This is a genomic window from Agrobacterium pusense (assembly GCF_900102105.1).
Classification (GTDB): domain Bacteria; phylum Pseudomonadota; class Alphaproteobacteria; order Rhizobiales; family Rhizobiaceae; genus Agrobacterium; species Agrobacterium pusense.
Map to the genome: position 1 here is coordinate 24,541 of NZ_FNBB01000015.1, position 26,133 is coordinate 50,673.

At 59.4% G+C, this 26,133-nt stretch carries 24 protein-coding genes and 2 pseudogenes; 17 read left to right on the plus strand and 9 right to left on the minus strand.

Annotation, left to right across the window (positions count from 1 at the left end; translation table 11 throughout):
• Positions 1-5 precede the first annotated feature (5 nt).
• The 10 genes from BLU28_RS23410 to BLU28_RS23455 all read left to right on the plus strand — a co-directional run bounded on the left by BLU28_RS23410 (position 6) and on the right by BLU28_RS23455 (position 8,435).
• Complete coding sequence (locus BLU28_RS23410) at positions 6-815, plus strand: ABC transporter permease (RefSeq protein ID WP_077986034.1); 810 nt, start codon at positions 6-8, stop codon at positions 813-815.
• A complete protein-coding gene (locus tag BLU28_RS23415; RefSeq protein ID WP_034499575.1) occupies positions 812-1,564 on the plus strand; it encodes an ATP-binding cassette domain-containing protein in 753 nt (250 codons plus the stop codon). Before BLU28_RS23410 ends, BLU28_RS23415 begins: the two co-directional genes overlap by 4 nt.
• Positions 1,561-2,748: an NnrS family protein gene (locus BLU28_RS23420; protein ID WP_077986033.1), complete on the plus strand. Its 1,188-nt coding sequence runs from the start codon at positions 1,561-1,563 to the stop codon at positions 2,746-2,748. Before BLU28_RS23415 ends, BLU28_RS23420 begins: the two co-directional genes overlap by 4 nt.
• 181 nt (positions 2,749-2,929) lie before the next feature.
• Positions 2,930-3,115 (plus strand): periplasmic nitrate reductase, NapE protein, encoded by a 186-nt coding sequence (gene napE, locus BLU28_RS23425; RefSeq protein WP_022557563.1) that lies wholly within the window; start codon positions 2,930-2,932, stop codon positions 3,113-3,115.
• A 7-nt stretch (positions 3,116-3,122) separates the two neighbouring features.
• Positions 3,123-3,623 carry a ferredoxin-type protein NapF gene (locus tag BLU28_RS23430; RefSeq protein WP_034499579.1) on the plus strand — a complete coding sequence of 167 codons (501 nt, stop codon included), beginning with the start codon at positions 3,123-3,125 and terminating at the stop codon, positions 3,621-3,623.
• Positions 3,616-3,903 carry a chaperone NapD gene (locus BLU28_RS23435; protein ID WP_064263844.1) on the plus strand — a complete coding sequence of 96 codons (288 nt, stop codon included), beginning with the start codon at positions 3,616-3,618 and terminating at the stop codon, positions 3,901-3,903. The genes BLU28_RS23430 and BLU28_RS23435 overlap by 8 nt, the downstream gene beginning before the upstream one ends.
• On the plus strand, positions 3,878-6,382 hold the full coding sequence (gene napA, locus BLU28_RS23440; RefSeq protein ID WP_077986032.1) for a periplasmic nitrate reductase subunit alpha: 2,505 nt from the start codon (positions 3,878-3,880) through the stop codon (positions 6,380-6,382). Before BLU28_RS23435 ends, napA begins: the two co-directional genes overlap by 26 nt.
• On the plus strand, positions 6,352-6,843 hold the full coding sequence (locus BLU28_RS23445; RefSeq protein ID WP_077986031.1) for a nitrate reductase cytochrome c-type subunit: 492 nt from the start codon (positions 6,352-6,354) through the stop codon (positions 6,841-6,843). The genes napA and BLU28_RS23445 overlap by 31 nt, the downstream gene beginning before the upstream one ends.
• The gene (locus BLU28_RS23450) at positions 6,840-7,541 is read left to right on the plus strand and encodes a cytochrome c3 family protein (RefSeq protein WP_077986030.1); all 702 of its coding nucleotides are present in this window, start codon (positions 6,840-6,842) and stop codon (positions 7,539-7,541) included. Before BLU28_RS23445 ends, BLU28_RS23450 begins: the two co-directional genes overlap by 4 nt.
• A 651-nt stretch (positions 7,542-8,192) precedes the next feature.
• A complete protein-coding gene (locus BLU28_RS23455; RefSeq protein ID WP_022557570.1) occupies positions 8,193-8,435 on the plus strand; it encodes a hypothetical protein in 243 nt (80 codons plus the stop codon).
• A 1,382-nt stretch (positions 8,436-9,817) separates the two neighbouring features.
• Here the strand turns inward: BLU28_RS23455 and BLU28_RS23465 are convergent.
• The 4 genes and pseudogenes from BLU28_RS23465 to BLU28_RS23480 form a co-directional block, all read right to left on the minus strand.
• On the minus strand, positions 9,818-10,231 hold the full coding sequence (locus BLU28_RS23465) for a hypothetical protein (protein WP_064263838.1): 414 nt from the start codon (positions 10,229-10,231) through the stop codon (positions 9,818-9,820).
• Positions 10,232-10,322: 91 nt separating this feature from the next.
• Positions 10,323-11,099 carry an SOS response-associated peptidase family protein gene (locus BLU28_RS23470; RefSeq protein ID WP_077986028.1) on the minus strand — a complete coding sequence of 259 codons (777 nt, stop codon included), beginning with the start codon at positions 11,097-11,099 and terminating at the stop codon, positions 10,323-10,325.
• Positions 11,100-11,387: 288 nt separating this feature from the next.
• Positions 11,388-12,343, minus strand: a pseudogene (locus tag BLU28_RS23475) (DUF808 domain-containing protein).
• A 72-nt stretch (positions 12,344-12,415) separates the two neighbouring features.
• Entirely contained in the window at positions 12,416-13,381 is a 966-nt protein-coding gene (locus BLU28_RS23480) for a magnesium and cobalt transport protein CorA (RefSeq protein WP_077986026.1), read from the minus strand.
• Between the two features lie 671 nt (positions 13,382-14,052).
• On the opposite strand from BLU28_RS23480, the gene BLU28_RS23485 reads away from it, so the two are divergent.
• The 4 genes from BLU28_RS23485 to BLU28_RS26105 are packed head-to-tail and all read left to right on the plus strand — an operon-like array spanning position 14,053 to position 19,940.
• Complete coding sequence (locus BLU28_RS23485; RefSeq protein ID WP_006699057.1) at positions 14,053-14,817, plus strand: ImuA family protein; 765 nt, start codon at positions 14,053-14,055, stop codon at positions 14,815-14,817.
• Entirely contained in the window at positions 14,738-16,249 is a 1,512-nt protein-coding gene (locus BLU28_RS23490; protein ID WP_175477732.1) for a Y-family DNA polymerase, read from the plus strand. Before BLU28_RS23485 ends, BLU28_RS23490 begins: the two co-directional genes overlap by 80 nt.
• Positions 16,246-19,503, plus strand: coding sequence for an error-prone DNA polymerase (locus BLU28_RS23495; protein ID WP_077986025.1), 3,258 nt, complete (start codon positions 16,246-16,248; stop codon positions 19,501-19,503). The genes BLU28_RS23490 and BLU28_RS23495 overlap by 4 nt, the downstream gene beginning before the upstream one ends.
• On the plus strand, positions 19,500-19,940 hold the full coding sequence (locus BLU28_RS26105; RefSeq protein WP_139190415.1) for a hypothetical protein: 441 nt from the start codon (positions 19,500-19,502) through the stop codon (positions 19,938-19,940). Before BLU28_RS23495 ends, BLU28_RS26105 begins: the two co-directional genes overlap by 4 nt.
• Here BLU28_RS26105 and BLU28_RS23500 read toward each other — a convergent pair.
• Positions 19,937-20,521, minus strand: coding sequence for a DUF3800 domain-containing protein (locus BLU28_RS23500; RefSeq protein WP_077986023.1), 585 nt, complete (start codon positions 20,519-20,521; stop codon positions 19,937-19,939). The two genes, BLU28_RS26105 and BLU28_RS23500, sit on opposite strands and share 4 nt — an antisense overlap.
• A 197-nt stretch (positions 20,522-20,718) precedes the next feature.
• Between BLU28_RS23500 and BLU28_RS23505 the strand changes: the two genes are divergently transcribed.
• Positions 20,719-20,964, plus strand: coding sequence for a BrnT family toxin (locus BLU28_RS23505; RefSeq protein WP_077986022.1), 246 nt, complete (start codon positions 20,719-20,721; stop codon positions 20,962-20,964).
• Positions 20,964-21,287: a BrnA antitoxin family protein gene (locus BLU28_RS23510; RefSeq protein ID WP_042936313.1), complete on the plus strand. Its 324-nt coding sequence runs from the start codon at positions 20,964-20,966 to the stop codon at positions 21,285-21,287. Before BLU28_RS23505 ends, BLU28_RS23510 begins: the two co-directional genes overlap by 1 nt.
• A gap of 64 nt (positions 21,288-21,351) precedes the next feature.
• On the opposite strand, the gene BLU28_RS26420 is transcribed toward BLU28_RS23510, so the two are convergent.
• The 4 genes and pseudogenes from BLU28_RS26420 to BLU28_RS23525 all read right to left on the minus strand — a co-directional run bounded on the left by BLU28_RS26420 (position 21,352) and on the right by BLU28_RS23525 (position 23,636).
• A complete protein-coding gene (locus BLU28_RS26420) occupies positions 21,352-21,582 on the minus strand; it encodes a phage holin family protein (RefSeq protein WP_234794441.1) in 231 nt (76 codons plus the stop codon).
• Positions 21,583-21,588: 6 nt separating this feature from the next.
• A pseudogene (locus BLU28_RS26425) lies at positions 21,589-22,032 on the minus strand (MFS transporter); the annotation flags it as partial.
• Positions 22,029-22,715, minus strand: coding sequence for a YbhB/YbcL family Raf kinase inhibitor-like protein (locus BLU28_RS23520; RefSeq protein WP_092651403.1), 687 nt, complete (start codon positions 22,713-22,715; stop codon positions 22,029-22,031). The gene BLU28_RS23520 and the pseudogene BLU28_RS26425, both read right to left, overlap by 4 nt.
• 105 nt (positions 22,716-22,820) lie before the next feature.
• Positions 22,821-23,636, minus strand: a complete 816-nt coding sequence (locus BLU28_RS23525) for a helix-turn-helix domain-containing protein (RefSeq protein WP_077986021.1) — start codon at positions 23,634-23,636, stop codon at positions 22,821-22,823.
• Between the two features lie 315 nt (positions 23,637-23,951).
• Between BLU28_RS23525 and BLU28_RS23530 the strand changes: the two genes are divergently transcribed.
• Positions 23,952-26,075, plus strand: a complete 2,124-nt coding sequence (locus BLU28_RS23530) for a ParB/RepB/Spo0J family partition protein (RefSeq protein ID WP_077986019.1) — start codon at positions 23,952-23,954, stop codon at positions 26,073-26,075.
• Positions 26,076-26,133: the final 58 nt, after the last annotated feature.

Here is a 26,133-nt window from a genome sequence, read left to right on the forward strand (position 1 = left end):
CAGGCATGAACCGCGTTCTCGAAAGTCTTGGTTGGATGGGCCGCTATCTCTGGGCGGGCTGGGCCGGGCTCTCAGGCAGTTTCTGTTTTCTCGCCGCCTGGCAGGCCGGGCACGAGATTTATGGCTCCTTCATCCTGCCTTCGCCGGGGGAGACCTTCGCGGCAATGGGGCTTTTGGCGGCGCGGCCCGATTTCCTCGCTATCCTGGCGCAGAGCGCCGTCAGGGCCCTGACCGGCTTCGGTATCGCCGCCGGCATCGGCACGGTAGCGGGCGTGCTGGCGGGTTATTCCTTCGCGGCCATGCGGTTGATGAAGCCTGTCGTCACCGTTCTACTCGGCGTGCCGCCCATCGGCTGGATCGTGCTGGCGCTCATTTGGTTCGGCTCGTCCGGCGGCACGGCTGTCATGACCGTCATTATCGCCTCGGCTCCCGTGTCCTTTGCCGGCGCGCTGGAAGGTGTCGCCAAGCGGGACCGTCAGCTGGAGGTGATGGCGCAGGCCTTCGGCGGTCCGTGGTTTTACCGGCTGCGCACCGTCACCATGCCGCATGTTCTCTCCTACCTCTTCCCGGCTTGGACGACGACGGCGGGAAGCGCGTGGAAAGTAACCGTCATGGCCGAGCTCCTTTCGAATTCCGGCGGCATTGGCGGCGAACTGGCCACCGCACGCGCGCTGTTCGACATTGCGCAGGTCAGCGCCTGGCTCACCATCACGGTCGGCCTTGCACTGTTGACCGATTACGGCCTGCTGCATCTGTTGCGCGAGGTGCTGGAACGCTGGCGCGCCGCCGGACTGCCATGGGGTGTCAAACGATGAGCGACCGTTCCATCCTGCGTTTCGAACATGTCGGCCACGCCTTTCTCGGCCGCAGCCTGTTCGAGAATTTCGATCTCGGCATAGCGCCGGGGGAAACCGTGGCGCTGCTCGGCCCCTCCGGCAGCGGCAAGACGACGATTTTACAGATCGCGGCTGGTATCATCGATCCTGTTCGCGGCCGCGTGCACCGCCATTATCGCCGGCAGGGTCTGGTGTTTCAGGAGCCGAGGCTGCTGCCGTGGATGACGCTTATCGACAATATTGCCTACGGCCTTGCGGCGGCCGGCTTGCCGAGACGGGAGCGGCGCGAAAGGGCGGGCCTTTTTGCGCTGGAGGTCGGTCTGGAGGTGGCTGATTTCGGCAAATATCCGGTGGAACTCTCCGGCGGCATGCGCCAGCGCGCCGGCGTGGCGCGGGCGCTCGCCGTGGAGCCGGACATGCTGTTTCTGGATGAGCCCTTCAGCGCCGTCGATGTCGGCCTGCGCCGTCATTTGCAGGAGCTTCTGGTGGGCGCCGCCCGTCGGCGCGGTTTTTCCACCCTTCTCGTCACCCATGATCTTCATGAGGCGTTGCTGGTTGCCGACAGGCTGATCGTGCTCTCCGGCGTCGATGGCCGAGTCATTGCCGCGCATAAGCCCGCGGGTTCGCCGGGCCGGCGCATGGCGCGTACGGTTTTCGACGAAGCGGAACGCCTGTCCGAGAGCCCGGCCTTCGCCGAATTGTTTTCAGCAAGGGAGCGGGTGCGATGAGGCAGCCCCCCATCCTTTCCGAAGCCCTGCGGCTGTTTTTCCCTCTGGCCGCACTGCATGGTGCGGGCTGGCCCCTCCTGTGGATCGTCATCGGTGGTTATGCCCTGCCTTTCGCCGATGCGGTGCCTGCATCGCAATGGCACGCCCATGAAATGATCTACGGCACCTATGGCATGGCGCTTGCCGGTTTCCTTGGCTCGGCGGTGCCGGAATGGACGGATACGAAGCCGGCGCAGGGACGAACGCTGCTTCATCTCGCCGGTCTCTGGTTGCCGGGCCGCCTTATCGGCTTTCTCGGGATGGAGGCAGGGAGCCTGTTTGCAGGTTTTTTCGATCTCGCCTTTCTGCTCGCGCTCTCTGTTCTCATCGCCAGGGCGATGCTGGCGCGGCGCACGATGAAACACCTGGCGTTCCTTATCTGGCTTCTTCTGTTTACGGCGGCTGAAGCCGGTGTGCGTTATGCCTGGTGGAGCGGCGATCTCGAACTTGCATCCCGCATGCTGGAGGCGGCGCTGTGCATTTTCACCGTGCTGTTTTCGCTTTCCGCCGCACGTATCAATGTGGTCGTCATCAATCTGGCGCTCGATCCCGGCGGCGAGACCACGCCTTACCGGCCGCATCCCGGCCGCCAGCATATGGCAGGCGCCATGGTGACGCTTTACATGGCGGCGAAACTTTTCTTTCCGCAGAGCGATGTCTGCGCCTGGCTTTCGCTTGCGGCCGGCGCCGCCTTTTTCGACCGGCTGGCCGAATGGTTCATCGGGCGTGCCGTCTTTAAGACCGAGGTGCTGTTGCTCGGCCTCGGCAACGCCTTTGCGGGCGTGGGTTTTCTGGCGCTCGGCGCGATACGGCTCGGTTTTTCCGTTACGCCCGCCGCAGGGCTGCATCTGCTCTCGGTCGGGGCGCTTGGATGCGCCATCATGGCCGTCTTCATCATTGCCGGGCTGCGGCATACGGGCCGCAATCTGACGCATCTTCCATGGCAGGCGCAGTTGGCCGCCCTTTTGATGGCGATGGCCGGGCTGGTCCGCATCCTCCCGGAATTCGACTTTGCCGCAACATTGTCTCCCTATCACCATGGCCTCAGCGCCGTTTTGTGGGCGGTGAGCTTCGGGGTCTGGTTGCAGAGTTTCCTGCCCTTCATGCGCGCGCCTGGCATGGACGATGCAGGAGCCTGCGGATGAGAGCGAGACACTGTTTGCCCGTCTAATGTTTATTTTTTGAGCAGAAGCACAATGCGAAATCAGTGATTTAGGCGAGCCGTCTTGATGAATGTTAATTTTGATAAATAATCAATGAAATCAAGTGGTTGAATATTTCTGTCTTTTGGGGGATGATGACTCGAAACGAATAGGAAACGCGAATATGCCTAAAATAGTCGCGCCTCAACACGCAGATGAAAAGCCAGGTCGGACGAGGGAACTTGTGACCTTCGCCGTTCTGGCCTTCGGAATCTGGCCCATTCTGGCGGTCGGATTTGTTGGAGCCTATGGCTTTATCGTCTGGATGTTCCAGATCATTTACGGCCCGCCGGGGCCGCCCGGACATTGAGGGCGAGATGATGATGGAAGTCTCTCTCAGCCGGCGCGATTTCCTGCGCGGCGGGCAAAAAAATAGACCACGCATCTGCCCCCCCGGGGTCGCGTTGAGCGACCTCGCCGCGTGCAGCGGTTGCGCAAAATGCGTCGAGGCCTGTCCTACCGGCATCATCGCCATGGCGGACGGTTTGCCTTGCGTGGATTTCTCCGCCGGGGAATGCACCTTTTGCGGCAAATGTGCTGAGGCCTGTCCCGAGCCGGTCTTTGCTGCCCCCACGGCACAGCGCTTCGGTCACGTCACGGCGATCGGTGAGGGGTGTCTCGCCTTCGGCAATATCGATTGTCAGGCCTGCCGCGATGCCTGTCCGACCGAGGCCATCCGGTTTCGGCCCCGGCGCGGCGGCCCCTTCGTTCCGGAACTGCTGGAAGATGCCTGCACCGGCTGCGGGGCCTGCGTGTCCGTCTGCCCGGCCGGCGTGATCGAGATCAAAGATAGAGCCACGGAGATGCAATATGCCTGAAAATACAGGCCGGTATCATGTTTCAAGCGCCGTGGTGGCGGTGATGCCGCAGATGCGGGACGCCGTGCTGGCAACGCTTTTTACGCTCGACAATGTCGAGGTTCATGGCGAGGGCAACGGCAAGATCGTCATTGTCATAGACGGCACGAGCACCGGCATGCTGGGCGATACGCTCACTTATATTTCGACGCTCGACGGTGTGATTGCCGCCAACATGGTTTTCGAACACGTCGATACAGAGGAGACAAGCGGCGATGAGCAGCGAACTGACGCGGCGTGATCTATTGAAGGCCCATGCCGCCGGCATTGCGGCGGCAACGGCGGGCATTGCGCTGCCGGCCGCCGGCCAGCCGGTGCCAGGCGGGGTTTCCGCATTGCAGATCAAGTGGTCCAAGGCGCCCTGTCGTTTCTGCGGCACGGGCTGCGGCGTCATGGTCGGCGTCAAGGAAGGCAAGGTCGTCGCCACCCATGGCGACATGCAGGCGGAGGTCAATCGCGGCCTCAACTGCATCAAGGGCTATTTCCTGTCCAAGATCATGTATGGCAAGGACCGGCTGCAAACTCCGCTTCTGCGCAAGAGAAACGGCGTCTACGCCAAGGATGGCGAGTTCGAGCCTGTGAGCTGGGACGAGGCCTTCGACGTCATGGCCACGCAGTGCAAGCGGGTGTTGAAGGAGAAGGGACCGACGGCCGTCGGCATGTTCGGCTCCGGCCAATGGACGATCTTCGAAGGTTACGCCGCAACCAAGCTTATGCGTGCCGGCTTCCGCTCCAACAATCTCGATCCTAATGCCCGTCACTGCATGGCGTCTGCTGCCTATGCCTTCATGCGCACCTTCGGCATGGACGAGCCGATGGGCTGTTACGATGATTTCGAACATGCCGATGCCTTCGTGCTCTGGGGTTCGAACATGGCGGAGATGCATCCCATCCTGTGGACGCGCATTGCCGACCGGCGTCTGGGCTTCGACCATGTGAAGGTGGCAGTGCTTTCGACCTTCACCCATCGCAGCATGGACCTTGCCGATATTCCGATGGTCTTCAAGCCGGGCACGGATCTCGTCATCCTCAATTACATCGCGAACCACATCATCAAGACCGGACGCGTCAACGAAGACTTCGTGAGGAACCACACGAAATTCGTGCGCGGTGTCACCGATATCGGTTATGGCCTGCGGCCCGACAATCCGGTTGAGGTGAATGCCGCCAATTCCGCCGATCCAACCAAGACCGAAGCGATCGATTTCGAAACCTTCAAGGAATTCGTCTCCGAATACACGCTGGAAAAGACCGCAGCCATGACCGGCGTTGAAGCCGGTTTTCTGGAGGAGCTGGCCGAGCTTTATGCCGACCCGAAACGCAAGGTCATGTCGCTCTGGACCATGGGTTTCAACCAGCATGTTCGCGGCGTCTGGGCCAACCAGATGGTCTATAACATCCATCTGCTGACGGGTAAGATTTCCGAGCCGGGCAACAGCCCGTTCTCGCTCACCGGCCAGCCCTCGGCCTGCGGCACGGCGCGTGAGGTAGGAACCTTCGCCCACCGCCTGCCTGCCGACATGACGGTGACCAACCCCGAGCACCGCAAACATGCCGAAGAAATCTGGCGCATCCCGCACGGCATCATCCCGGAAAAGCCGGGTTACCACGCCGTCCAGCAGGACCGCATGCTGCATGACGGCAAGCTGAATTTCTACTGGGTGCAGGTCAATAACAACGTACAGGCAGGTCCCAACACCAAGAACGAGACCTATCAGGGCTATCGTAACCCGGAAAACTTCATCGTTGTTTCCGATGCCTATCCGACCATCACGGCTATGAGTGCCGACCTCATCCTGCCCGCCGCCATGTGGGTGGAAAAGGAGGGAGCCTATGGCAATGCCGAGCGGCGCACCCATGTCTGGCACCAGCTTGTCGAGGCCTCGGGTGAGGCGCGTTCCGATCTCTGGCAGCTGGTGGAATTCTCCAAGCGCTTCACCACGGATGAGGTGTGGCCGGCGGAGATACTGGAAGCCAATCCCGCCTATCGCGGAAAGACGCTGTACGAGGTGCTCTTCAAGGACAGTGATGTCGGCAAGTTCCCGCTGAGCGAGATCAACGCTGAATACGAAAACCAGGAAGCAAAACACTTCGGATTCTATCTCCAGAAGGGTCTCTTTGAGGAATATGCCGCCTTCGGGCGGGGCCACGGCCATGATCTGGCGCCCTATGATGCCTATCACGAGGTGCGCGGCATGCGCTGGCCGGTGGTGGACGGCAAGGAAACGCTGTGGCGTTACCGAGAGGGTTACGACCCTTATGTAAAGCCGGGCGAGGGCGTGAAATTCTACGGCAACAAGGACGGCAAGGCGGTCATCATTGCCGTGCCTTACGAACCGCCGGCGGAATCCCCGGATGCGGAATTCGATACCTGGCTGGTGACGGGCCGCGTGCTGGAGCACTGGCATTCCGGTTCCATGACCATGCGTGTGCCGGAACTCTACAAGGCGTTCCCGGGCGCCCGCTGTTTCATGAATGCCGACGATGCGCGAAAGCGCGGCCTCAATCAGGGCGCGGAAATCCGCATCGTGTCGCGTCGCGGCGAAATACGTTCCCGGGTGGAGACGCGCGGCCGCAACCGCATGCCGCCAGGCGTCATCTTCGTTCCCTGGTTCGATGCCAGCCAGCTCATCAACAAGGTCACGCTCGACGCAACCGATCCCATCTCCAAGCAGACGGATTTCAAGAAATGCGCAGTCAAGATAGAGCCAGTCGCATGATCAGGAAACACGGATGGATCGCCGCCACGCTTCTGGTCGTGGCGTTGGCGACGGGGGCCGTTGCGCAGATGGTGCCGGAATTGTCCGGCCCGCGCGGTGACGCCATGCAGACCGAACCCGCCAAACCCCTGCCGAAATGGGTGGTCGACGATTTTAGACGCATGCGCGCTTACCCGGAGCAGCCGCCGGTCATCCCGCATTCGATCGACGGTTACCAGCTTTCGGTCAATTCCAACCGCTGTCTTTCCTGTCACAAACGCGAGTTCACGCAGGATTCCGGCGCGCCGATGATCAGCGTCACCCACTATATGACGCGCGAAGGCCAGATGCTGGCGGACGTCTCGCCGCGCCGTTATTTCTGCACCGCCTGCCATGTCCCGCAGGCTGATACCCGACCGCTTGTGCCCAGCACGTTTGAGGACATGAGCACGATGGGCGTCAAACCGGCGGGTAGCGAATGATGATTACCCGTGTGAAGAAATTTCTCGCCTGGCTATGGGCGGTTCTGACAACGCCGGCTGGCACGCTTAGCCTCGCCTTCCTGACGCTAGGCGGCTTCGTCGGTGGCGTGATGTTCTGGGGCGCCTTTAACACCGCGCTCGAGATGACCAACAAGGAAGCCTTCTGCATTTCCTGCCACGAGATGCGTGCCAATGTTTATGAGGAGCTCACTCGAACGGTGCATTTCTCCAACCGTTCCGGCGTGCGCGCCTCCTGTCCCGATTGCCACGTGCCGCATGAATGGACCGACAAGATCGCCCGCAAAATGCAGGCTTCCAAGGAAGTCTGGGGCAAGATTTTTGGCACAATCGACACCCGCAAGAAGTTTCTAGACAAGCGGCTAGAACTTGCCCAGCACGAATGGTCGCGCCTCAAGGCCAATGACAGTCTGGAATGCCGCAACTGCCACTCCTCCGTCGCCATGGACTTTACCAAACAGACACAGCGCGCCGCCGATATCCATTCCAAATATCTGCTGACGGGCAAGGCCACCTGCATCGACTGCCACAAGGGCATCGCCCATGAACTGCCGAACATGGAAGGCATCGACCCGGGTTGGAAAATGCCGCCGGCCCTCAACGATGAAACAGGACAGACGGCATCTGCGATCGATGATCTGCGGCGGGCGATGAGCGATGTGCACCGCAACGTATTCTAGAACACCCCCTGGTTCCAAAGAGAGCCTTCGATCGCCGCGCCGTCTGTGCGGGCGCCGAAGCCTATGAGGCAGCCGGGCCGTGCGGTCATGCGCGATCCGCTCGAACAGGACATCGGCGACGATCGTTAAACCGGAAATCCTCCGCAGGAAGGAAGCTGCGCGAAGGCCCGGAACCCATGCTGATCTGCTCGAGGTCGGGTGCAATCGTCTTGTAAAAATAACCGTCTTTCAGGAGGACGGTAGCGGCATTCGGCTCACCATCGAGGCGATATATCCGTAAAAATGATATCCAGCTCATGCGCAGGCGAGACCAGTTCGTTTTACCGGAGTTCTCACAAGCAAAATCGAGGGCAGTAACAACCATTTATCAGGGCATCGCTGATGAACACGGTTCTTCGCATGGAGTGACGCCGCTTTGCGTAAGGTCGGCGTGGGTGTTTGCTGAACAAGCACATGCGGTTCTCGAATTTTCGAGAGATACGGCAATCCATGAATTCCAACGCGTTTCCGCCAAGACTTGTCTGACGGAGCCCGGGTTAGCCCCACTTCGGAATTTTGCCATGGTGTTAACCATACATAAAATCGCCGCTCCAAGGTCTCTTCGGTTATGTTAACAGTTGGTGAAAATCGCGATCGAGTTGGACCAACGACGTGAGCTTTGTGCTGGAGAAACACTGGGATCGCCTCCTTAAGGAGATTGCAGCGTGTGAAGTGGCGGTTCGAGAAATCGAAACCGACCTTCGACTTCGTGCTATGTCGAACGACGCCAGCGACAGGGAGTTGGCTCTCTTGCGGCGGCTGAAGCATGAAAAGGCCGATTTGCTTTATCGTTGCCAAAACCTCCGAGAAGCCTTCATCGCGTTGCTGGGTAAAAGCAGTATCGCGGCTGAATAGGTCCGAGGTCGGAGTTGCGGGCTAGCTTTGGACCTACTTTTATCGATTTTGTCAGGCGTTCGTCGTCCCGGCTTTGGGGACGTGGCCCGAAGCTCGCACTGGGTCATCCCTACCAAGCTCTCCGGCTGGCCCTGGGCGGCTTGCAGTTTCCAAGTCGGCAACCATGCCGGTGCGATGCGGCGATGGGCTGAGGCTGGCAGCGTCTGCCCTGGAGGCTCGGCAGAACGCGCGCATAATTAATCCTGCCTCATGCAAACAGTCGCGAGACCTTCCCCATACCCGAGCCACCCTCCGCCTCGAGCCACCTGAGGATATGCCCGTGTTGCGAGCGTTTTCGTGGGAAGCTGTTCATCGTAGAGCAGCGCCTTATACACACATTTGCGTGCCGTCAGCGGTTGCAGGCAGCAGCAGCCGTCGTCCTGAGCGCGGTTCGATCAACACGATGCGTGCTCAGTCCGTTACTGGAGTGGGACGTTGACACCACAATCGTTGACGTGGATATCCACGATCAGACATTGCTGAATGTGTCGATTGCACTGGAGAACGTCAAAATGCCGTTCGTTTTCGCGAACCGGGCCAAATCGAACGACCGCGGTTACTCTGTGAGCGGCGATAGCGCGGAGCTTCGGGAAATAGCCGATGCACTTTTCGGTCCACCGGGAACGTTGTCCACTCTTCACTGACCGTCGCTCGACAGTTGATCGTTCTCGGAACGACGCTCTGGGCGAGGACGAGTACTGAATTCCCGCAAAGCGACACCTCGCAAAGTCGCGAGTAACTCTACATCGATCCTGGTGTCGTGATCGGCGCCCGGAAAATCCCGGATGACCTCGCCTATCGTTTTTTCAACAAGCCGGCTCTGCATCCGCTCGTCAGAGGTAAACCGCGCGGCCCAGCGAGAAAGGAGGCGTCGAAGTGGACATTCCTGGAAATCGGATGGTTTGAGCACGCAGCCGTCCTCCACACGATATAGGCGGGAGCACGTAGTAACCCTCAGGTGCCACCGCCTATGTATTCGGTTGGTGACACTGCAAAAAAGTGTAACACGTCTCGTGGAGGAGTCGAGCGATTAGATTTCAAGGGTACGGAGTTGCAGCCCGGTAGCAGGCCGTCGCTGGCGGTCTGATGGCTTTTGAAGGCATAACTTGCTTGCGATGCGAGCAAAAAGAAACCCTCCAGAGCGGAGGGTTCGAAGGTGTGCAACCATGACAGGCTGCAAGCGCATGGACGGGGGAAAGACCATCCGCCTACCCAACCGTCGCTGTGATGATTTGTTCCGAAAAATTCGATCCTCAATTGAGGTTACTGGGGGCGCTTGCAGCCGGCATGCTTGCACCACTGGTTCTCATGAATGCCCTTGCCGGCCTTACGGCTCTCAACGTTCATTGATGGGCGTCTCCGATTATATCGACTGGCCCTCCCGATGTTTCGATCAGCGGCCAGCGGACCTTCCTCTTCCATTCAGTCAAGGCATCGACGGGTGAGGTGCAGAATACCCACTCAATGAAAGCATCGGATATTTTGGGATGATCATAGAGGAGGGCGGCGATGCCTTTCCGGTCGCTGAACAATATCTCTATCCTCGCTCCCGTCGGAATGTCGTCATCATCTGCCCAGAGTTCCATGGCGGCATATCCGGAATAGGCAGTCAGGTCGGATTCCCGGTCGACTTCGGCGACCAGCCGTTGGTCGAGATTATCGTGAGTGGTTTTCCGCACGCCGAAGAATTGACCGTCCTCCAGAAATCTCTTGGGATAGACACCATGATTTTCGAGAATGTAAGGGCGGATATGCATCTTCCTTCTCCTCTCTCCGAACAGTTCGGCGGGTTTAGTCTCCTCATCGACAAGGCTGTGGCCCGGACAGTGGTGAGGTAATGGCCGCCGATTATAAAAGGCGTCCTTGCTCCTCCACCGGTTCTCCACTTTGCGAAACGATCGTTGATCCGTATGGTTCGCGTGACGAAATGATCAGCGCGCCGTTCGGGAGCGGGCGGGCGAGCTCCTTTGCCTCATTCCACGGAGCCCGCATCCAGACTTCGGTTTCTTCCTTCGTCAGCAGCAGGACGGGCATGGCCTTTTCATGGATCGGCTTCACGAGGTCATTCGGATCGGTCGTCAGGAAACCGTATAGGTCGTCGGTTGTGAGCCCGTCCCTGACCTTGCGGACGCTTTTCCATTGCGGCACGTGGACGCCGGCAAAGAACATGAGTGATTTCGCCTCGTCTCGAGCGAACCAGGCGTTAGGCACATTGCCACCCTCCTGTTTGCTCATCGGATCCGGTTCAGCAAAGCTTGTGACCGGGACAAGGCACCTGTGCTCGACGCCGAACCATCGCGTCCAGTGAGGGAGATTGAGTTTGCGCACATTCGTGACACCACGGTCCGGCTCCATGCGGATAAGCTCATCCATATCGACGGCCTGACCTTTGGCCTTCAGTTTTCCCGCCCTCGCATCCGCAGCTTTCTTCTGCACGAAAATCGGCGAGGGCAGGCCCCATCGTGCATGAACCAGCTGCTTCTTGCCGTCCGCCGTGTTTCTAACGATCGGCCCCATCTGGTCGGGGTTCATCTGATAGGCCGGCATGAGGTTGATTAGGCTTTCGGCGTCCTGGGCCCACTTCGAGACCCAGTCCTTGTCCTCCATCCGATAAAGGTTGCACATGCTGGCAGTTCCCCTTGGTCCGGATGCAATGTGTTCACCGCATCACGTGCGCTTCACTAGTGGAGCATATAAACGCGGGTATTGTCCTGCCGTTCCCCCATACCTGGTAGGAGCCAGTCGCACTTTGTCGTAAGCCGTCACAAGCGCGGCCACTGTGGCGCCGGACATAACCCAATGCGGAAGGCCCTTGCGCCTCCGTCAAGTCTGGCAAGGTCCATCCAGAACGACCATAGCAGCTACACGTGCGTAATCCACCGCACCTGGTTCTATGAAACCAGCGACGGAACGCTAGCTGGTCCTGGTGTCGCCAGGAATGAGTTGCTTCCAGATGGACAGGAGCAGGATTGCAGTTGCGCCTGTCGCAATGCCGATGATTGCCTGGGCCAAAGAGGTGGCCAGCCACTTGGTGATTTGCGGAAGAACCGCCACTGTGTGTTCGATATTAGATGCAAACGTTTCAATCAGATGCTCTGGTTGATGCAATCCAAGCCCTGCCAGACTGTGCACGATGATGCTTCCACCTACCCACAGCATTGCCGCCGTCCCGACGATAGCCAATGTCTTCAAAAGCACGGGCACGCCCTTCACGAGGCCCGCTCCGACTTTGCTTGCTAAAGGGCTTCCTGCCTTTGCCAGGTGCAGTCCCACATCGTCTGCTTTGACGATGATGGCCACGACACCATATACTGCAGCGGTGATCAGGATGCCGACGGTTGCCAGCACCGCAGCTTGCGAATAGATGCTCAATGTCGAAACCCCGGCAAGCGTAAGCGCCATAATCTCGGCTGAGAGGATAAAGTCGGTCCGGACCGCGCCGGAAACTTTGCGGTTTTCGAGATCCGTCGCGTCGAGCGCCGCGTTCTGAGCCTGATCGTGCTTGGTGACGTGAGGAAAGAAGGCCTCGTGAAGCTTCTCCGCGCCTTCAAAGGACAGATAAATTCCGCCGATCATGAGCAAGGGGGTAATGAGCCATGGAGCAAAATATCCAAGCACAAGACAGATCGGCAGGAGAAAGATCAGCTTGTTTTTCAGCGATCCGAGCGCAATCTTTCCGATGATCGGAAGCTCACGCGCAGGAGCCAGGCCGATAACATAGGTCGGAGTAACGGCAGTATCGTCGATCACGACGCCCGCCGCCTTCACGCTGGCTTTCGCTGTCTGCGTTGCGATGTCGTCCAACGAGGCAGCTGCCGCCTCGCAATGGCTGCAACATCATCAAGCAATGCGATCAGTCCAGTGGCCAAATCCAACTCCTTTACGGCTTCAGTGCGATGCGATTTTTGGCTGTGCGCTCGACAGCCATAGACGAGATCAAACTACAGCCACCCTGTTTTCTTGAAACTGGAATACAGGATAGCGCAAAGTGTAAGAATGACACCGATTACGACATAATAGCCATATTCCGATTTCAGCTCCGGCATATGCTCAAAATTCATTCCATAAATGCCAGCTATTGCCGTAGGCACGGCGAGAATCGCGGCCCAGGCTGCAAGCTGGCGGGTGATCGTTCCCTGACGCTGCTGTTCCAGAAGGTTTGAGGCTTCGAATACGGAGGTGATGATTTCTCGCAGACCTGACATCATGAACTCGACGCGCCGAACGTGGTCGAGCACATCCCGGAAATAGGCCTTGGCATTGTCGTCGATACAGGGCAGTTCGAGGTTTGTCAGCTTGCCCACGACCTCGGCCATCGGGCCGAGGATGCGCTGAAAGCGGATGACCTGTCGGCGCATGCGAAAAAGCCGTCTGATCTGCTCGCGTTCGAGAAAGGAGATCAGCATATGCTTTTCCATCTCGAGCACCTTGTCCTCCAGAGCCTCGACCATCGGAAGATAGCCGTCTACCACGAAGTCGATGATACCGTGCAGGACATAGTCGGGCCCGTGATCCAGGAGTTGTGGAGACTGTTCGAGCTGTTCCCGTAACTCCCTGTGTGAGCGTGCCGAACCATGACGAACGGAGATCACATGGTGCCGGCCGACAAAAATACATGTCTCGCCATAGGCAATCTTGTCTCCTTCGAGATGGGCGGTCTTGATGATGACGAACAGCTGGTCGCCATAGACTTCGACTTTGGGCACCTGTTTGCCATTGAGGGCATCTTCTACCGCCAATGGATGCAGATCGAACATCGACTTGAGGCATGCCATTTCATCGGCTGTCGGGTCGGCAATGCCGATCCAGGCAAATTCGCCGTCGGTCTCTTGGAACTGGTCGCCCGTCAAGGGGAGTTTTTCGGTGCGCTCGCCGAGCCGATAGATGTAAGAGGCTATTACTGTCATGAAGGTCGCTCTCTAATGCCAATGGCTTGCGATGTGGCACCCAGCTACAGCCGTGGCAAGAGGGCGACGCAAAGTCTAAATGCCAGGACTGTGTCATAGGGCGTAATCAGCCACTTTGCTACTGCATCGAAGCAGGGAACGCTGCTGCAAATCTGAAGTTCGTTGGGGGGAAGCGGGCTTCAAACTGATCTCGATGCGGAACAGGCACTTTAACGAGACGTTTCGACAGCGATGGAGTACGGCCAATATCAGCTTCGTTCAGTCCCCTAAACGACGTGAGAGGGTCGCGCCCGCAACGGTCTTCCGGTTCGAGATCCGCAGGATCGCGTTTCGTTGCCCGGAGAACCCGTTGAAAAAGAGAAATCCAGGGACATCGCGCTGTACCAAACGCCAATGCAATCGCCGCAACGTGCACTTTTCGCACTGACGACAACCATGTCCGTCGCCGCCACAATACCGCGTGGGGTCGACAACAGGCACATGCGGAAAAAATCTTTTGCTTCCTACGTCCTTGAATCTTTTTCGAATCTTCGACTTTCCTAATATTGGGATAATATTCCTCAACTTTGTAGTGCTTGACTCTTTTGCACTATAAGAACAAACAATGAACAAATAGCCCGTACGACATGATGTCGATCCTTTGAACACGACCTTGAAGGGAGCCGTGAACGATGACTGCTGCCCGCCCCAAGGGGGTAACAGATCTGATCTGTGACTTGCGTGACCGCATCGCCTCGATGGAGGGCGCAGCCGCGAAGCGGCCCGGAACGCTCGCCTTCGGTGTCCCCAAGATCGATGCGGCCTTGCCTGGCGGCGGGCTTGCCTATGGAGCCCTGCATGAGTTTGCGGGCGGAGGATCCGGTACGGTCGATGGCGCAGCAGCAGCGCTTTTTGTGGCGGGCATTGCCGCGCGAACCAGAGGCCCGGTCATCTGGTGTCTGACGCGACCGGATCTGTTTTTTCCGGCGCTTGCTCAGGTAGGCCTCCATCCTGACCGCGTTATTTTTGTCGAGTCCGACAGGGAAGAGGATGTTCTGGCCAATATGGAGGAGGGACTGTCGTTCGGCGGCCTCGGGGCGGTCGTCGGCGAACTTGTCCGCCTGCCGATGGTCAGTTCCCGCCGATTGCAGCTAGCCGCCGAGCGAACCGGGACGATGGCTCTTGCCGTCCGGCGATGGCGACGGCAGACCGAGGCGAATGATTTTGGCCAGCCGACGGCGTCAACAACCAGATGGCGGGTCAGTGTGATGCCATCGGAAGAGCTGCCGGTACCGGGGGTGGGCAGGCCTCAATGGTTTCTTGAATTGATGCGCGTGAAAGCGGGTGAGTGTGCTGAGTTTCTCGTGAGGGCGTGTGATGACAAGGGTCGTCTCGATCTATCTTCCGGATCTGCCGACGGATCGTATTCGGCGGGCGGATCCCTCCATTTCGCCTGAACAGCCAATTGCCGTGATCGCAAGAAGCGGGTCGAAGCGATGGGTTTCGGCTGCCGACCCGGCTGCCAGGGCGGCAGGCGTGCATGTCGGCATGCCGGCGGCAAAGGCGCAGTCGCTGTTTCATGGCCTGATGATGGTCGACGCGGATATCGAAGCCGATCGGGTAGCCCTCGAACGCATCACACTGTGGGCACTAACAATCTATTCGCCGATCGTCGCGATTGACGGGATCGACGGCATCGTGATGGACACCGAAGGCGCCGACCACCTGCAGGGCGGCGAGCTGCCAATGGTGACAAAGATCGCCAACCAGTTTCTAGGCAGGAAGCTGACTGCCCGCGTGGCGGTCGCCGACAGCTGGGGTGCAGCTCATGCCTGCGCCCGCGCAATCAAGCGCGAGACGATTGTCATTCCGTCGGGTGAGACAGTGCGGGCCGTCGAAAAGCTGCCGATATCGCTCCTGCGCCTGCCGGCAAAGATTGTCAGCGATCTCCGCATTCTCGGATTTCAGACGATCGGTGAGCTTGCCAATACCCCGCGCGCGCCGCTGACGTTGCGCTTTGGACCGGAGGTTGGGCGCCGTCTCGACCAGACGCTCTGTCGCATCGCCGAGCCGATCGAGCCGATCCGGACGCCTGAGCTGCTCGAAGTCTCGAAAGCCTTCGCTGAACCGATTGGCGCTGCCGAAACGATCAACAAATATGTCGGCCGCCTGGTCGTGCAACTGGTCGATGAGCTTCAGAAGCGCGGCCTTGGGGTGCGCCGCGCCGACCTGATCGTCGAGAAGGTCGACGGCACCAGACAAGCCATTCGCGCAGGCACTGCCAAGCCGGCCCGCGACGTTGCCTGGCTGACGAAACTGTTTCGGGACCGGACGGAAAAGATCGAGCCGGGTTTCGGGATCGAGAGGCTCACCCTCGTCGCCGTCATGGTAGAGCCATTGGAGGAGGCGCAGAAAGTCTCTGCTCTGGCCGAGGATGACATCACCGATGTGACACCGCTCATCGATATCTATGGAAATCGGGGCCAGCGGGTTTATCGCGTCGCGCCGGTTGCATCCGATGTGCCGGAACGTTCCGTCCGGCGGATCAGTCCCGTTGCTGAACCGATCCCTGTTGCCTGGGTGAGCCATTGGCGCCGTCCAGTCCGGCTTTTGCCACGACCCGAACTGATCGAGGCGATTGCGCTGATGCCGGACCGGCCGCCTGTTTCCATCGTCTGGCGCGGCAAGCGCCGTAAGGTCAAACGCGCCGACGGCCCGGAACGCATCTTCGGGGAGTGGTGGCAGCGTGACGCCGAAATGGACGCGGTGCGGGACTACTTTGTCATCGAGGACGAGGCAGGCGAGCGCCTGTGGGTGTTCCGCTCCGGCGACGGAGTGGATCCCGAGACCGGGTCCCATCGCTGGTTCTGCCACGGAATCTTCGCATGAGCTACGCCGAGCTCCAGGTCACGACCCACTTTTCCTTTCTGCGCGGCGCCTCCTCTGCACAGGAATTGTTCGAGACGGCGGAACAGCTCGGCATCGAAGCACTCGGCGTCGTCGATCGCAATTCGCTGGCCGGGATCGTCCGCGCCCTGGAAGCATCTCGCGCCACCGGTCTGCGCCTGGTCGTCGGCTGTCGGCTCGATCTCGCGGATGGGATGTCGGTGCTGGTCTATCCGATGGACCGATCCGCCTATTCGCGCCTGACGCGCCTCATCACGCTGGGCAAATCGCGCGGCGGCAAGAACAACTGCATCCTGCACTGGGACGATATCGTCGCTTACTCCGAGGGCATGATCGGCATTCTCGTGCCTGATCTGCCAGATGCTACCTGTGCCGCTCAGCTTCGAAAAATGGCTGAGCTGTTTGGCGATCGCGCTTACGTGTCTCTCTGTCTGCGTCGGCGACCGAACGACCAGCTGCGCCTGCATGAGATTTCCAACATGGCGGCGCGGTTCAAGGTCAGAACCGTCGTCACCAATGACGTGCTGTTTCATGAGCCGGGCCGGCGGCAGTTGCAGGACATCGTCACCTGTATCAGGCACAACACCACGATCGACGATGTCGGCTTCGAGCGCGAGCGCCATGCCGATCGGTTCCTCAAGCCGCCGGAGGAGATGGAACGGTTGTTTCCACGCTACCCAGAGGCCTTGGCGCGGACGGTGGAGATCGTGCGTCGCTGCAAATTCTCGCTTGAGGAGCTGACCTACCAGTACCCGGAGGAAGCCATCGTACCGGGCAAGGACGCCCAGGCCTCGCTCGAGCATTACGTCTGGGAATGTGCGCCCGATCGTTATCCGGAAGGCCTGCCACCGGATGTTTTAAAGACAGTTCGCCACGAACTCGATCTCATCCGCACCATGAAATACGCGCCGTACTTCCTGACGGTGTTTTCGATCGTGCGTTTTGCCAGAAGCCAGGGCATTCTCTGTCAGGGCAGGGGGTCCGCCGCCAACAGTGCTGTTTGCTATATTCTCGGCATCACCTCAATCGATCCCTCGACCAATGATCTGCTCTTCGAGCGTTTCGTCAGTCAGGAGCGCGACGAGCCGCCGGACATTGATGTCGACTTTGAGCATGAACGGCGCGAGGAGGTCATCCAGTGGATCTACAAGACCTACACCAAGGATAAGGCGGCCCTCTGCGCCACCGTTACGCGGTACCGCGCCAAGGGCGCGATCCGCGATGTCGGTAAGGCACTTGGCTTGCCGGAGGATGTCATCAAGGCGCTATCGTCAGGCATGTGGTCGTGGTCGGAAGAAGTACCCGACAGAAACATCAGGGAACTCAATCTCAACCCCAATGACCGGCGTCTGGCGCTCACCCTGAAACTCGCGCAGCAGCTGATGGGCGCGCCTCGGCATCTGGGTCAGCATCCCGGCGGCTTTGTCCTCACCCATGACCGGCTGGACGATCTCGTGCCGATCGAACCGGCGACGATGAAAGACAGGCAGATCATCGAATGGGACAAGGATGACGTTGAGGCACTGAAGTTCATGAAGGTGGATGTCTTGGCGCTCGGGATGCTCACCTGCATGGCCAAGGCTTTTGATCTCATCCGCGAGCACAAAGGGCAGGATCTTGATCTCTCGAAAATCAGCCAAGAGGATGCGGCGACCTATGCAATGATCCGCAAGGCTGACACGCTCGGCACCTTCCAGATCGAAAGCCGTGCGCAGATGGCGATGCTGCCGCGGTTAAAACCGCGGACCTTCTACGATCTCGTCGTGCAGGTAGCGATCGTGCGGCCGGGCCCAATCCAGGGTGACATGGTGCATCCCTATCTCCGTCGTCGCGAAGGCAAGGAGCCGGTCGAGTATCCGACACCCGAGTTGGAGGCGGTGCTCGGCAAGACGCTGGGCGTGCCGCTGTTTCAAGAGTCAGCGATGCGCGTCGCCATGGTCTGTGCCGGCTTTACCGGTGGTGAGGCCGACCAGCTGCGCAAATCCATGGCGACCTTCAAGTTCACCGGCGGCGTCTCGCGCTTCAAGGACAAGCTGGTGTCAGGGATGGTCAAGAACGGATATTCGGCCGAGTTCGCCGAAAAGACCTTTTCGCAGTTGGAGGGCTTTGGCTCATACGGCTTTCCGGAAAGTCATGCGGCCTCCTTTGCGTTGATTGCCTACGCTTCGAACTACATCAAGTGCCATTACCCCGACGTCTTTTGTGCAGCCCTTCTCAACAGCCAGCCAATGGGATTTTATGCTCCGGCCCAGATCGTCGGGGACGCGATCAAGCATGGCGTCGAGGTGCGGCCGGTCTGCGTCAATCGCTCGCGATGGGACTGCACGCTGGAAAGGATTGGAGGCAGCGATCGTCATGCTGTGCGCCTCGGGTTTCGGCAGGTGAAAGGGCTGGCTGTCGCGGACGCCGCACGGATCGTTGCAGCGCGCATGAACAACCCGTTCGCCTCAGTCGATGAGATGTGGCGCCGGTCTAGCGTGCCGACCGAAGCGCTTGTTCAACTCGCGGAGGCCGACGCCTTTCTGCCATCGCTGAAACTCGAACGACGCGATGCGCTTTGGGCGATCAAGGCGCTGCGCGACGAGCCCTTGCCGTTGTTTGCAGCCGCAGCCGAACGCGAGGCGACGGCGATTGCCGAGCAGCAGGAGCCAGAGGTGGCGCTTCGGCAAATGACGGACGGCCATAACGTCATCGAGGACTACAGCCACATCGGGCTGACTTTGCGCCAGCATCCTGTCGCCTTTCTGCGCGAGGACCTGTCGGCACGCAACATCATCACCTGTGCTGAGGCAATGAATGCGCGGCATGGGCGTTGGGTTTATACGGCTGGCCTTGTTCTTGTGCGGCAAAAGCCGGGATCGGCCAAGGGTGTGATGTTCATCACCATCGAGGACGAGACCGGACCTGCCAACATCGTTGTCTGGCCCACCCTGTTCGAGAAACGCAGGCGCATCGTGCTGGGATCTTCGATGATGGCGATCAACGGACGGATTCAGCGAGAAGGGGAGGTCGTCCATCTCGTCGCCCAGCAACTCTTCGATCTCTCAGGCGATCTGGTTGGCCTTGCCGATCGAGATACGGAGTTCAGGCTGCCGGCTGGTCGCGGCGATGAGTTTGCCCACGGAGGCGGCGGGCCGGATTCACGCGATCGGCTGAAGCCGGTCGTCCCAAGGGATATGTTCGTGCCTGATCTCCATATCGAAACGCTCAAGGTGAAGAGCCGGAATTTTCAATGAATTATTGCCGCGCGAAAATTTCCTGCGAACAAACCCGGCTATCGGCTGCGGCGTTTGTGCCTGAAAACCTGCTTGCAAGCTCGACGCCTGCGATGCCAACGTCGCCCATGGACACCTGTAAACGATCCTGGCGCAAAGCGATGGCGGCCTCCGTACGGGCCGCTGATTCTAAACGAAATCAGCGGCTTGGTCGCCGTCTGGACTTCTTTTTTTCCACGCAACCATTACGCTTCTTTAAAAAGTGTCGAATGCCTGCCGCCCTGACTGTTGTTGTACCACTAAGCTCACGACAGACGACGCGGAACGAGATTGTTACTCTAGGGGAATGGCAGATCGAAATGGTCAGGCCCATGCCAAACTTCGTCAGTTCATCGAACAACGATTCGCCTAAACTTCACATCAACGAGCAAACAATGGTGCGCGCTCGGTTGATCTAGACCTTCCTAGGCAGAGAATCTTGCACTACGACCGTGGTTTTTTCCGCTACGACCAATGTTTCTTTTTGAATAATTGCCTGCTGCAAAACGGCACCTAAGGAGCCGATTTTTCCTTTCGATCCTGAAAATGTTGGCGCAGACTTCTTGGGCCGGGTCATGACTGTGCTATGCGTCGTAACTGCATGCAGCCTCTGCCAGTAGTATTTTTCATAGGGCTCAAGCATTTTGTAATCATCAGTGCAGATGCGGTACGACCACAGGCGCCCTACGATAGTGGCAATCCAATCTGCAGCCTGCATGTTCTGATTAAGGTAACTCTCAACTTCAAATGGCGGACTCAAAAGCTTCCGCGTCGGAGCATTCCCGTACATAGTTTTAGCGGCAGTCTCCAATAGTTCTTTCCGAGCAGAATGCTCGTCAACGATCAAAACGAAGTTCTGTCCGATGCTCTCACAATAAGCATCGATCTGCCGTATTGCATGCGAAAATACGGTTGTGTAAAGACCATGTGCATTCACAACATCGGTATCTCTTATCTTTTCTCTGCCGTAATAAAATATTTTTCCGTCCTGGTGCTGCAAACGCGTCGGTATGCTGGACGGGTGCGCGTTACAGCCTCGCTACGGCAAACTCCGGCCGATCATATCCATGGAGCCACTCTTACCGTGTCTTGGCTGCGGCGGCGGATGATTGCCGCACGAAACGGCACGAGCTAGATTGTATATTGTGTACGTACAAAAAGCTTGCGCGGGCCGCGTAATTATTGTACGTACAGATTATGAAAATCACTTATGACGAAACGAAACGGCTGACGAATCTCGAGAAACACGGTCTCGATTTTGCCGATTTGACGATTGAGTTTTTTGCGGGCTCTATTGTCCTTCCTGCCAAGGAAAACCGCTTCATGGCCGTAGGTGAGTTTCAGGGCCGCATCATCATCGCAGTGGTGTTTCGCCCGTTAGGTTCGCAGGCTCTGTCCGTCATTTCCATGCGGCCAGCCAGCGCCAAGGAAAGGAGGCTCTAATGCCCGCAAAGTTTTCTTCGAAACGCCCCCTCACTGAGAAGGAAGAGGTGGAAATTCAGCGGATGATTGCGTCGGACCCCGACGCGCCCGAAGCCACGGATGAAGAGATGGCGCAAGCCAAGCCCTTTGGCGAAGCATTTCCCGACCTTGCCAAGAGCATCGACCGGGAGATTGCGCGCCGTGGTAGGCCGAAGGCGGACGCACCTAAAACGCCGGTTACTATCCGTCTCGACCCTGATTTGGTGGAGCATTACAAGGCGATGGGCAAGGGATGGCAATCACGCATCAATAGCGATTTGCGAAAGCTATCTGGCCTTCGCTGACGACCGAAACGCAAAAAGCCGCCCGGCGCGAACCGGACGGCTTTGACGATACTAACAGAGTTGATCAACCGGCCATGCGTCGGTCAAACCATTTATGGAAGAGCGCTTCGACACCACGCGGCCCGAGATAGGCCAGAAGCGCAATCAGCCCGGTTGAGGCAGGCTGACCAAGATCGGCATAGGCGGCGGCACTTTCGCCGATGACTGCCATGCCGAGAGCGACAGGCAGTTCCCAAAACAGTTCAATGCCGAAGAACTTACGGCGACCTTTCCGCGCCTCGTTGCCGTGCCACATGAAGCGACCAAACAGGGAGGCAATAATGGTGGTGAAGGCGCCGGCGGATAGCGTGCCCAGCGCCCAGGCGGAGCGATGCTTCGGCGTTTGCGCCGCCACCAGCTGCCAGACATTGCCCGCCACGCACATTAGCGAGATGGCAACTGTCATGCCGAGGCTGGTGCGGATCAGCATCAGCTTTCGGCCATAAATATCGCCAAGCCGTCCCCAGAGCGGCGCTACGAACGCGGCGGCAAAGAAGGTGGCGCCATAGGCGATGCCCGACCACTGCACGATCGCGGCCTTGTCGCTGACGCCGAGCTCCTCGTCATAGAGCGGCAGGAAGGGGAGCAGGAGCGTCATCGCCACGATCGTCGTGAACGAGCCAACGAGGCAAACAATCAGATTTCGCATCCAATGCGCGGTTTCCGGCCCGGCCCGCGCTTCGGCATCCCATCTCGTCCCGGTCATTTCCCAGCCTTTGCATTCAATGTGTAAAACAGGTCCCTGCTGCCCGATGCCAAGATATGCTCCTTCGCGGCAGCGATGAGATCGGCGCTGGTGAAGAGATCGGGAAGGTTCAGCCGGTCGACATCCAGCGCATAGACCGTAACGTGGTAGCTGTGGACACGCTCGTCGTTCCACGGCGGGCACGGGCCCACATAACCACCATGTGGTCCATCCTCCAGGTTGCCGCCGCCGGTGCCGTTCTGCCCGCGCCGCCCATGGGCCGTGCGCTCGAGCGGCAGGCCATTGGCGGACGGACCGTTTCCGTCCGTGCCTTCACCAAGGCTCGTGCGCGATGGAGGAATATCGGCCAGCACCCAGTGAACGAATTCCATCCGCCTGAAATCCTCCGGGATGATTTTATCCGCCCTGTTGAACAGCGAGAAATCAGCGGGTACGTCCGGGTCGACCATCGTCAACGCATAGGATCGCGTGCCCCTGGGGCCATTCGACCAGGAGACGGCAAGGCTCTTGTTGGGGCCGGGTACTGACTTGCTGGACGATGTCGAAATGCAGGAGGCATTTTCCGGCGACAGCATCGGGCCATTGCTCTTTGAAAACGTCACCTTGAGATCGGCCGACAGGGCCGGGGTGGCGATGATTGCTGCGACGACGGTGACGTTCAGAAGTATGAGCATGGGTTTCATAATGTTGCCCTTTCGCGTTTGCTTCGGTGAGCTGCAAGGGCATGGTCTAACGAAGTCGTACCGGCTGGCGGTGCACGAAAACGCTCAATATGGAGCTGCAAACGCTCACGCGCTGCGAAGCCGATCGGTGAAGCGGCGCGGCGAGCGATAGCCTGTGGCGAGCGCGGCTTCCCGCAGCGACAGCCCGTCTTCTGCAAGGAGGGTCTTTGCGAGGGCCACCCGTTCGCTCGCCACAACATCTCGCAGGGAAGCACCCTCGCGTGACAGGCGGCGACGCAGCGTGGCGTTGCTCGTGCCGAGCTCCCCGGCGATCAGATCGGCGGTCCAGGCGCGATCCGGCTGCCAGCGCACCAGCGCTCGCACCGCCTCGGCGGTCGTTTCCGGCAAACCGGGCAGGGCGCCGCGTACCGCGAGCACCATCAGGATTTCGAGAAGGCGGTGCTCGAGCAGAGGGACCGGCACATTGCCGTTGGCGATGCCCTGGCCGGCGTGGTTGATGGCCGCGGCCAGTAACGGGTCGAGCGTCAACTCTGTCTGGCAAGAGATCCGGCAAGGTGGAAAAGCCTTCGCTGCCCGCCGTGTCAACTCGTTTGGGAAGGCGATGAAGATCGCCCGATAGACACCAGTCTGCGGATCGGGATCATTGACGACATCGCCGCGCCAACCGGCTGGCAGCACGAGGGCCTTGCCGGCCGAAAAGCGTCGCTGCCGTCCCATGCTCACGACTTCCTTTGACCCTTCCAGGATGGTGACGATCGAAACCTGTGAAAAGGCCGAGCCAGCGATGCGTTCGCGTTCGCGCGTGACAAAGGTAAAAAGCGTGGAATAGCTGCCGATCCCGTCGGGCGCGACGGTCGGGCGGCGATCCTTCGCCGCCAGGCGGCGCAGCTTTTCCAACATGTCGTGATGAGCCTCGGGCACTGCAACGGCTTCCTGCTATTTGTTTGCCGGAACAGTCTGGACCACCCGGGCGGCGGTGCCAAGTCCGCAAGGCGTCCTGTCGGTTCGGCCCGCTGATATTATCGACGGACTGAATGAGCTCATCGACCATGAATTCTCGCCGGCGCCCAGACAGTTTCCGGGAAGTCGGGGTGAAACTGCCTTATCAGTCAGGCGATGAGCGTGACGTAGGGCGAGCTCCAGGCGGGCGGCATAGAGGGAGAGGAGGGAAGTGGGATTTGTGGCGGGTTAGGAGGCTGGAGAGAGGTTCCGGCCGGTCCGCCATGGAGAAACGACATGGCTCAAGCCACCCAGAAAATCACCCTCAGTGCAGCCCGGGATATTCCCTTCAACAAGCTGGTGCTCAGCCAGCAGAACGTCCGCAAGATCAAAGCGGGCATCTCGATTGAGGACCTGGCGGAAGACATCGCCCATCGCGGGCTGCTGACCAGCCTCAACGTCCGTCCCGAGCTTGATGGCGATGGCAACGAGACCGGCATCTATCGCATCCCCGCCGGTGGGCGCCGCTACCGCGCGCTTGAGCGCCTGGTCGCGCAGAAACGTCTTGCCAAGACTGCCGGCGTTCCCTGCATCGTCAGCAAAGGCGAAACCCTCGAGGTCGAGGATTCGCTCGCCGAAAACGTCCAGCGCGTATCCTTGCATCCACTCGATCAGTTCCGCGCCTTCCAGACCTTGCGTGAACAGGGGCTCGGTGAGGAGGAGATAGCCGCACGCTTCTTCGTCTCGGTTACCACCGTCAAGCAACGCCTGCGGCTCGCCTCCGTCTCACCACGGCTTCTCGATCTTTATGCGGAGGACGAGATGACGCTCGAACAGACCATGGCCTTCTCGATCACCAACGACCATGTTCGCCAGGAGCAGGTCTGGGATACGGTCTCCCGCTCCCATAGCCGTGAACCTTATTATATCCGCCGACTACTGACGGAGACCGCGATCCGCGCCAGCGACCGCCGCGCAGTCTATGTCGGCATCGAATCCTACGAGGCCGCGGGCGGCGTCACCATGCGCGATCTGTTCGACCAGGATCAGGGCGGCTGGCTGCAGGATCCGGCGCTGCTCGAGCAGCTCGTGATGGAAAAGTTGAAGGCCGACGCCGAGGCGATCCGCGTGAGCGAAGGCTGGAAGTGGGTCGAGGCGGCTCTCGACTTTCCCTACGGTCACACGTCCGGCCTGCGCCGCTTCTACGGCGAGCAGGCGGAAATGACGGAAGACGAACTGGCGCGCTATGATGCCACGCGTGCCGAATACGACAAGCTCGACGCGGAATATTCGGAGGCAGATGAGTTCTCGGAAACGACCGAACAAAAGCTGGACGAGCTCGGCGCAGAGCTCGACCGGCTCAACGACCGCCCATATCTGTTCGATCCGCAAGAGATCGCCCACGGCGGTGTCTTTGTGTCGCTCGGCGCCAGTGGCGAGCTCAAGATCGAGCGAGGCTTCGTGCGGCCCGAGGACGAACTGAAGAGTGAAGCCGATCTCTCGAGTGATGTCGGTCACAATCGTGACGATCGTGGCAATGAACTCTCGGTAAGAGGCGCCGCCGGTGGCGAGGACACCCAACCAGACGACGAGGACGAAGCGATCAAGCCACTTCCCGACCGCATGGTTCTCGATCTGACGGCGGCGCGCACGGTCGCTTTGCGCAACGCGCTCGCGAACGATCCTGTCATCGCCTTCATCGCGGTCCTGCATGCCTTCGTCCTGAAGACCTTCTACGTTTACGGCTCGGATTCATGCCTGGAGGTGACGCTGCAAAGCGCTCGTTTCGCCCAGACGCCCGGCCTCGGCGATACAGTCTGGGCAAAGGAGATCGAGCAGCGGCACGAAGGCTGGGGCCAGGATCTTCCCAAGGATCCGGATGATCTCTGGGACTTCCTGATCACGCTTGACGAGGTCAGCCGGCAGGCTCTGTTTGCCCATTGCGCCTCGCTGTCGGTCAACGCGGTGATCGAACCGTGGAACAAGCGGACCCGGGCGATCGCCCATGCCGATCAGCTTGCCCGCTCGATTGGTTTCGACATGGTGCAGGCCGGCTGGACACCGACCGCCGACAACTATCTCGGCCGTGTCACCAAGGCGCGGATCCTACAGGCGGTTCGAGAAGCCAAGGGTGATCAGGCGGCGGAGCTGATCGGCCATCTCAAGAAGACTGACATGGCCCGCGAGGCCGAACGGCTGATGACAGGCAGCAGTTGGTTACCGGAACCGCTTCGCATAACGGTCGAGGACGGCATCAGCGAAAGCGATGCCCCCGGAGAGACCGTTGGTTCCGATCATGCTGAGACTGGGGAAGCTCAGGACCTGCCCGCTTTCCTGCTCGACCAGCCGGAAACATCGGACGACGACACCGGCGATACCGAAAGTGGCATGGACGGCGAGCATCTCGCGGCGGCCGAGTAGGTTCACCAGCATCCATCAGCCTGACCCGATCGCCGTTGCGGTCGGGTCTTCTTCCGCC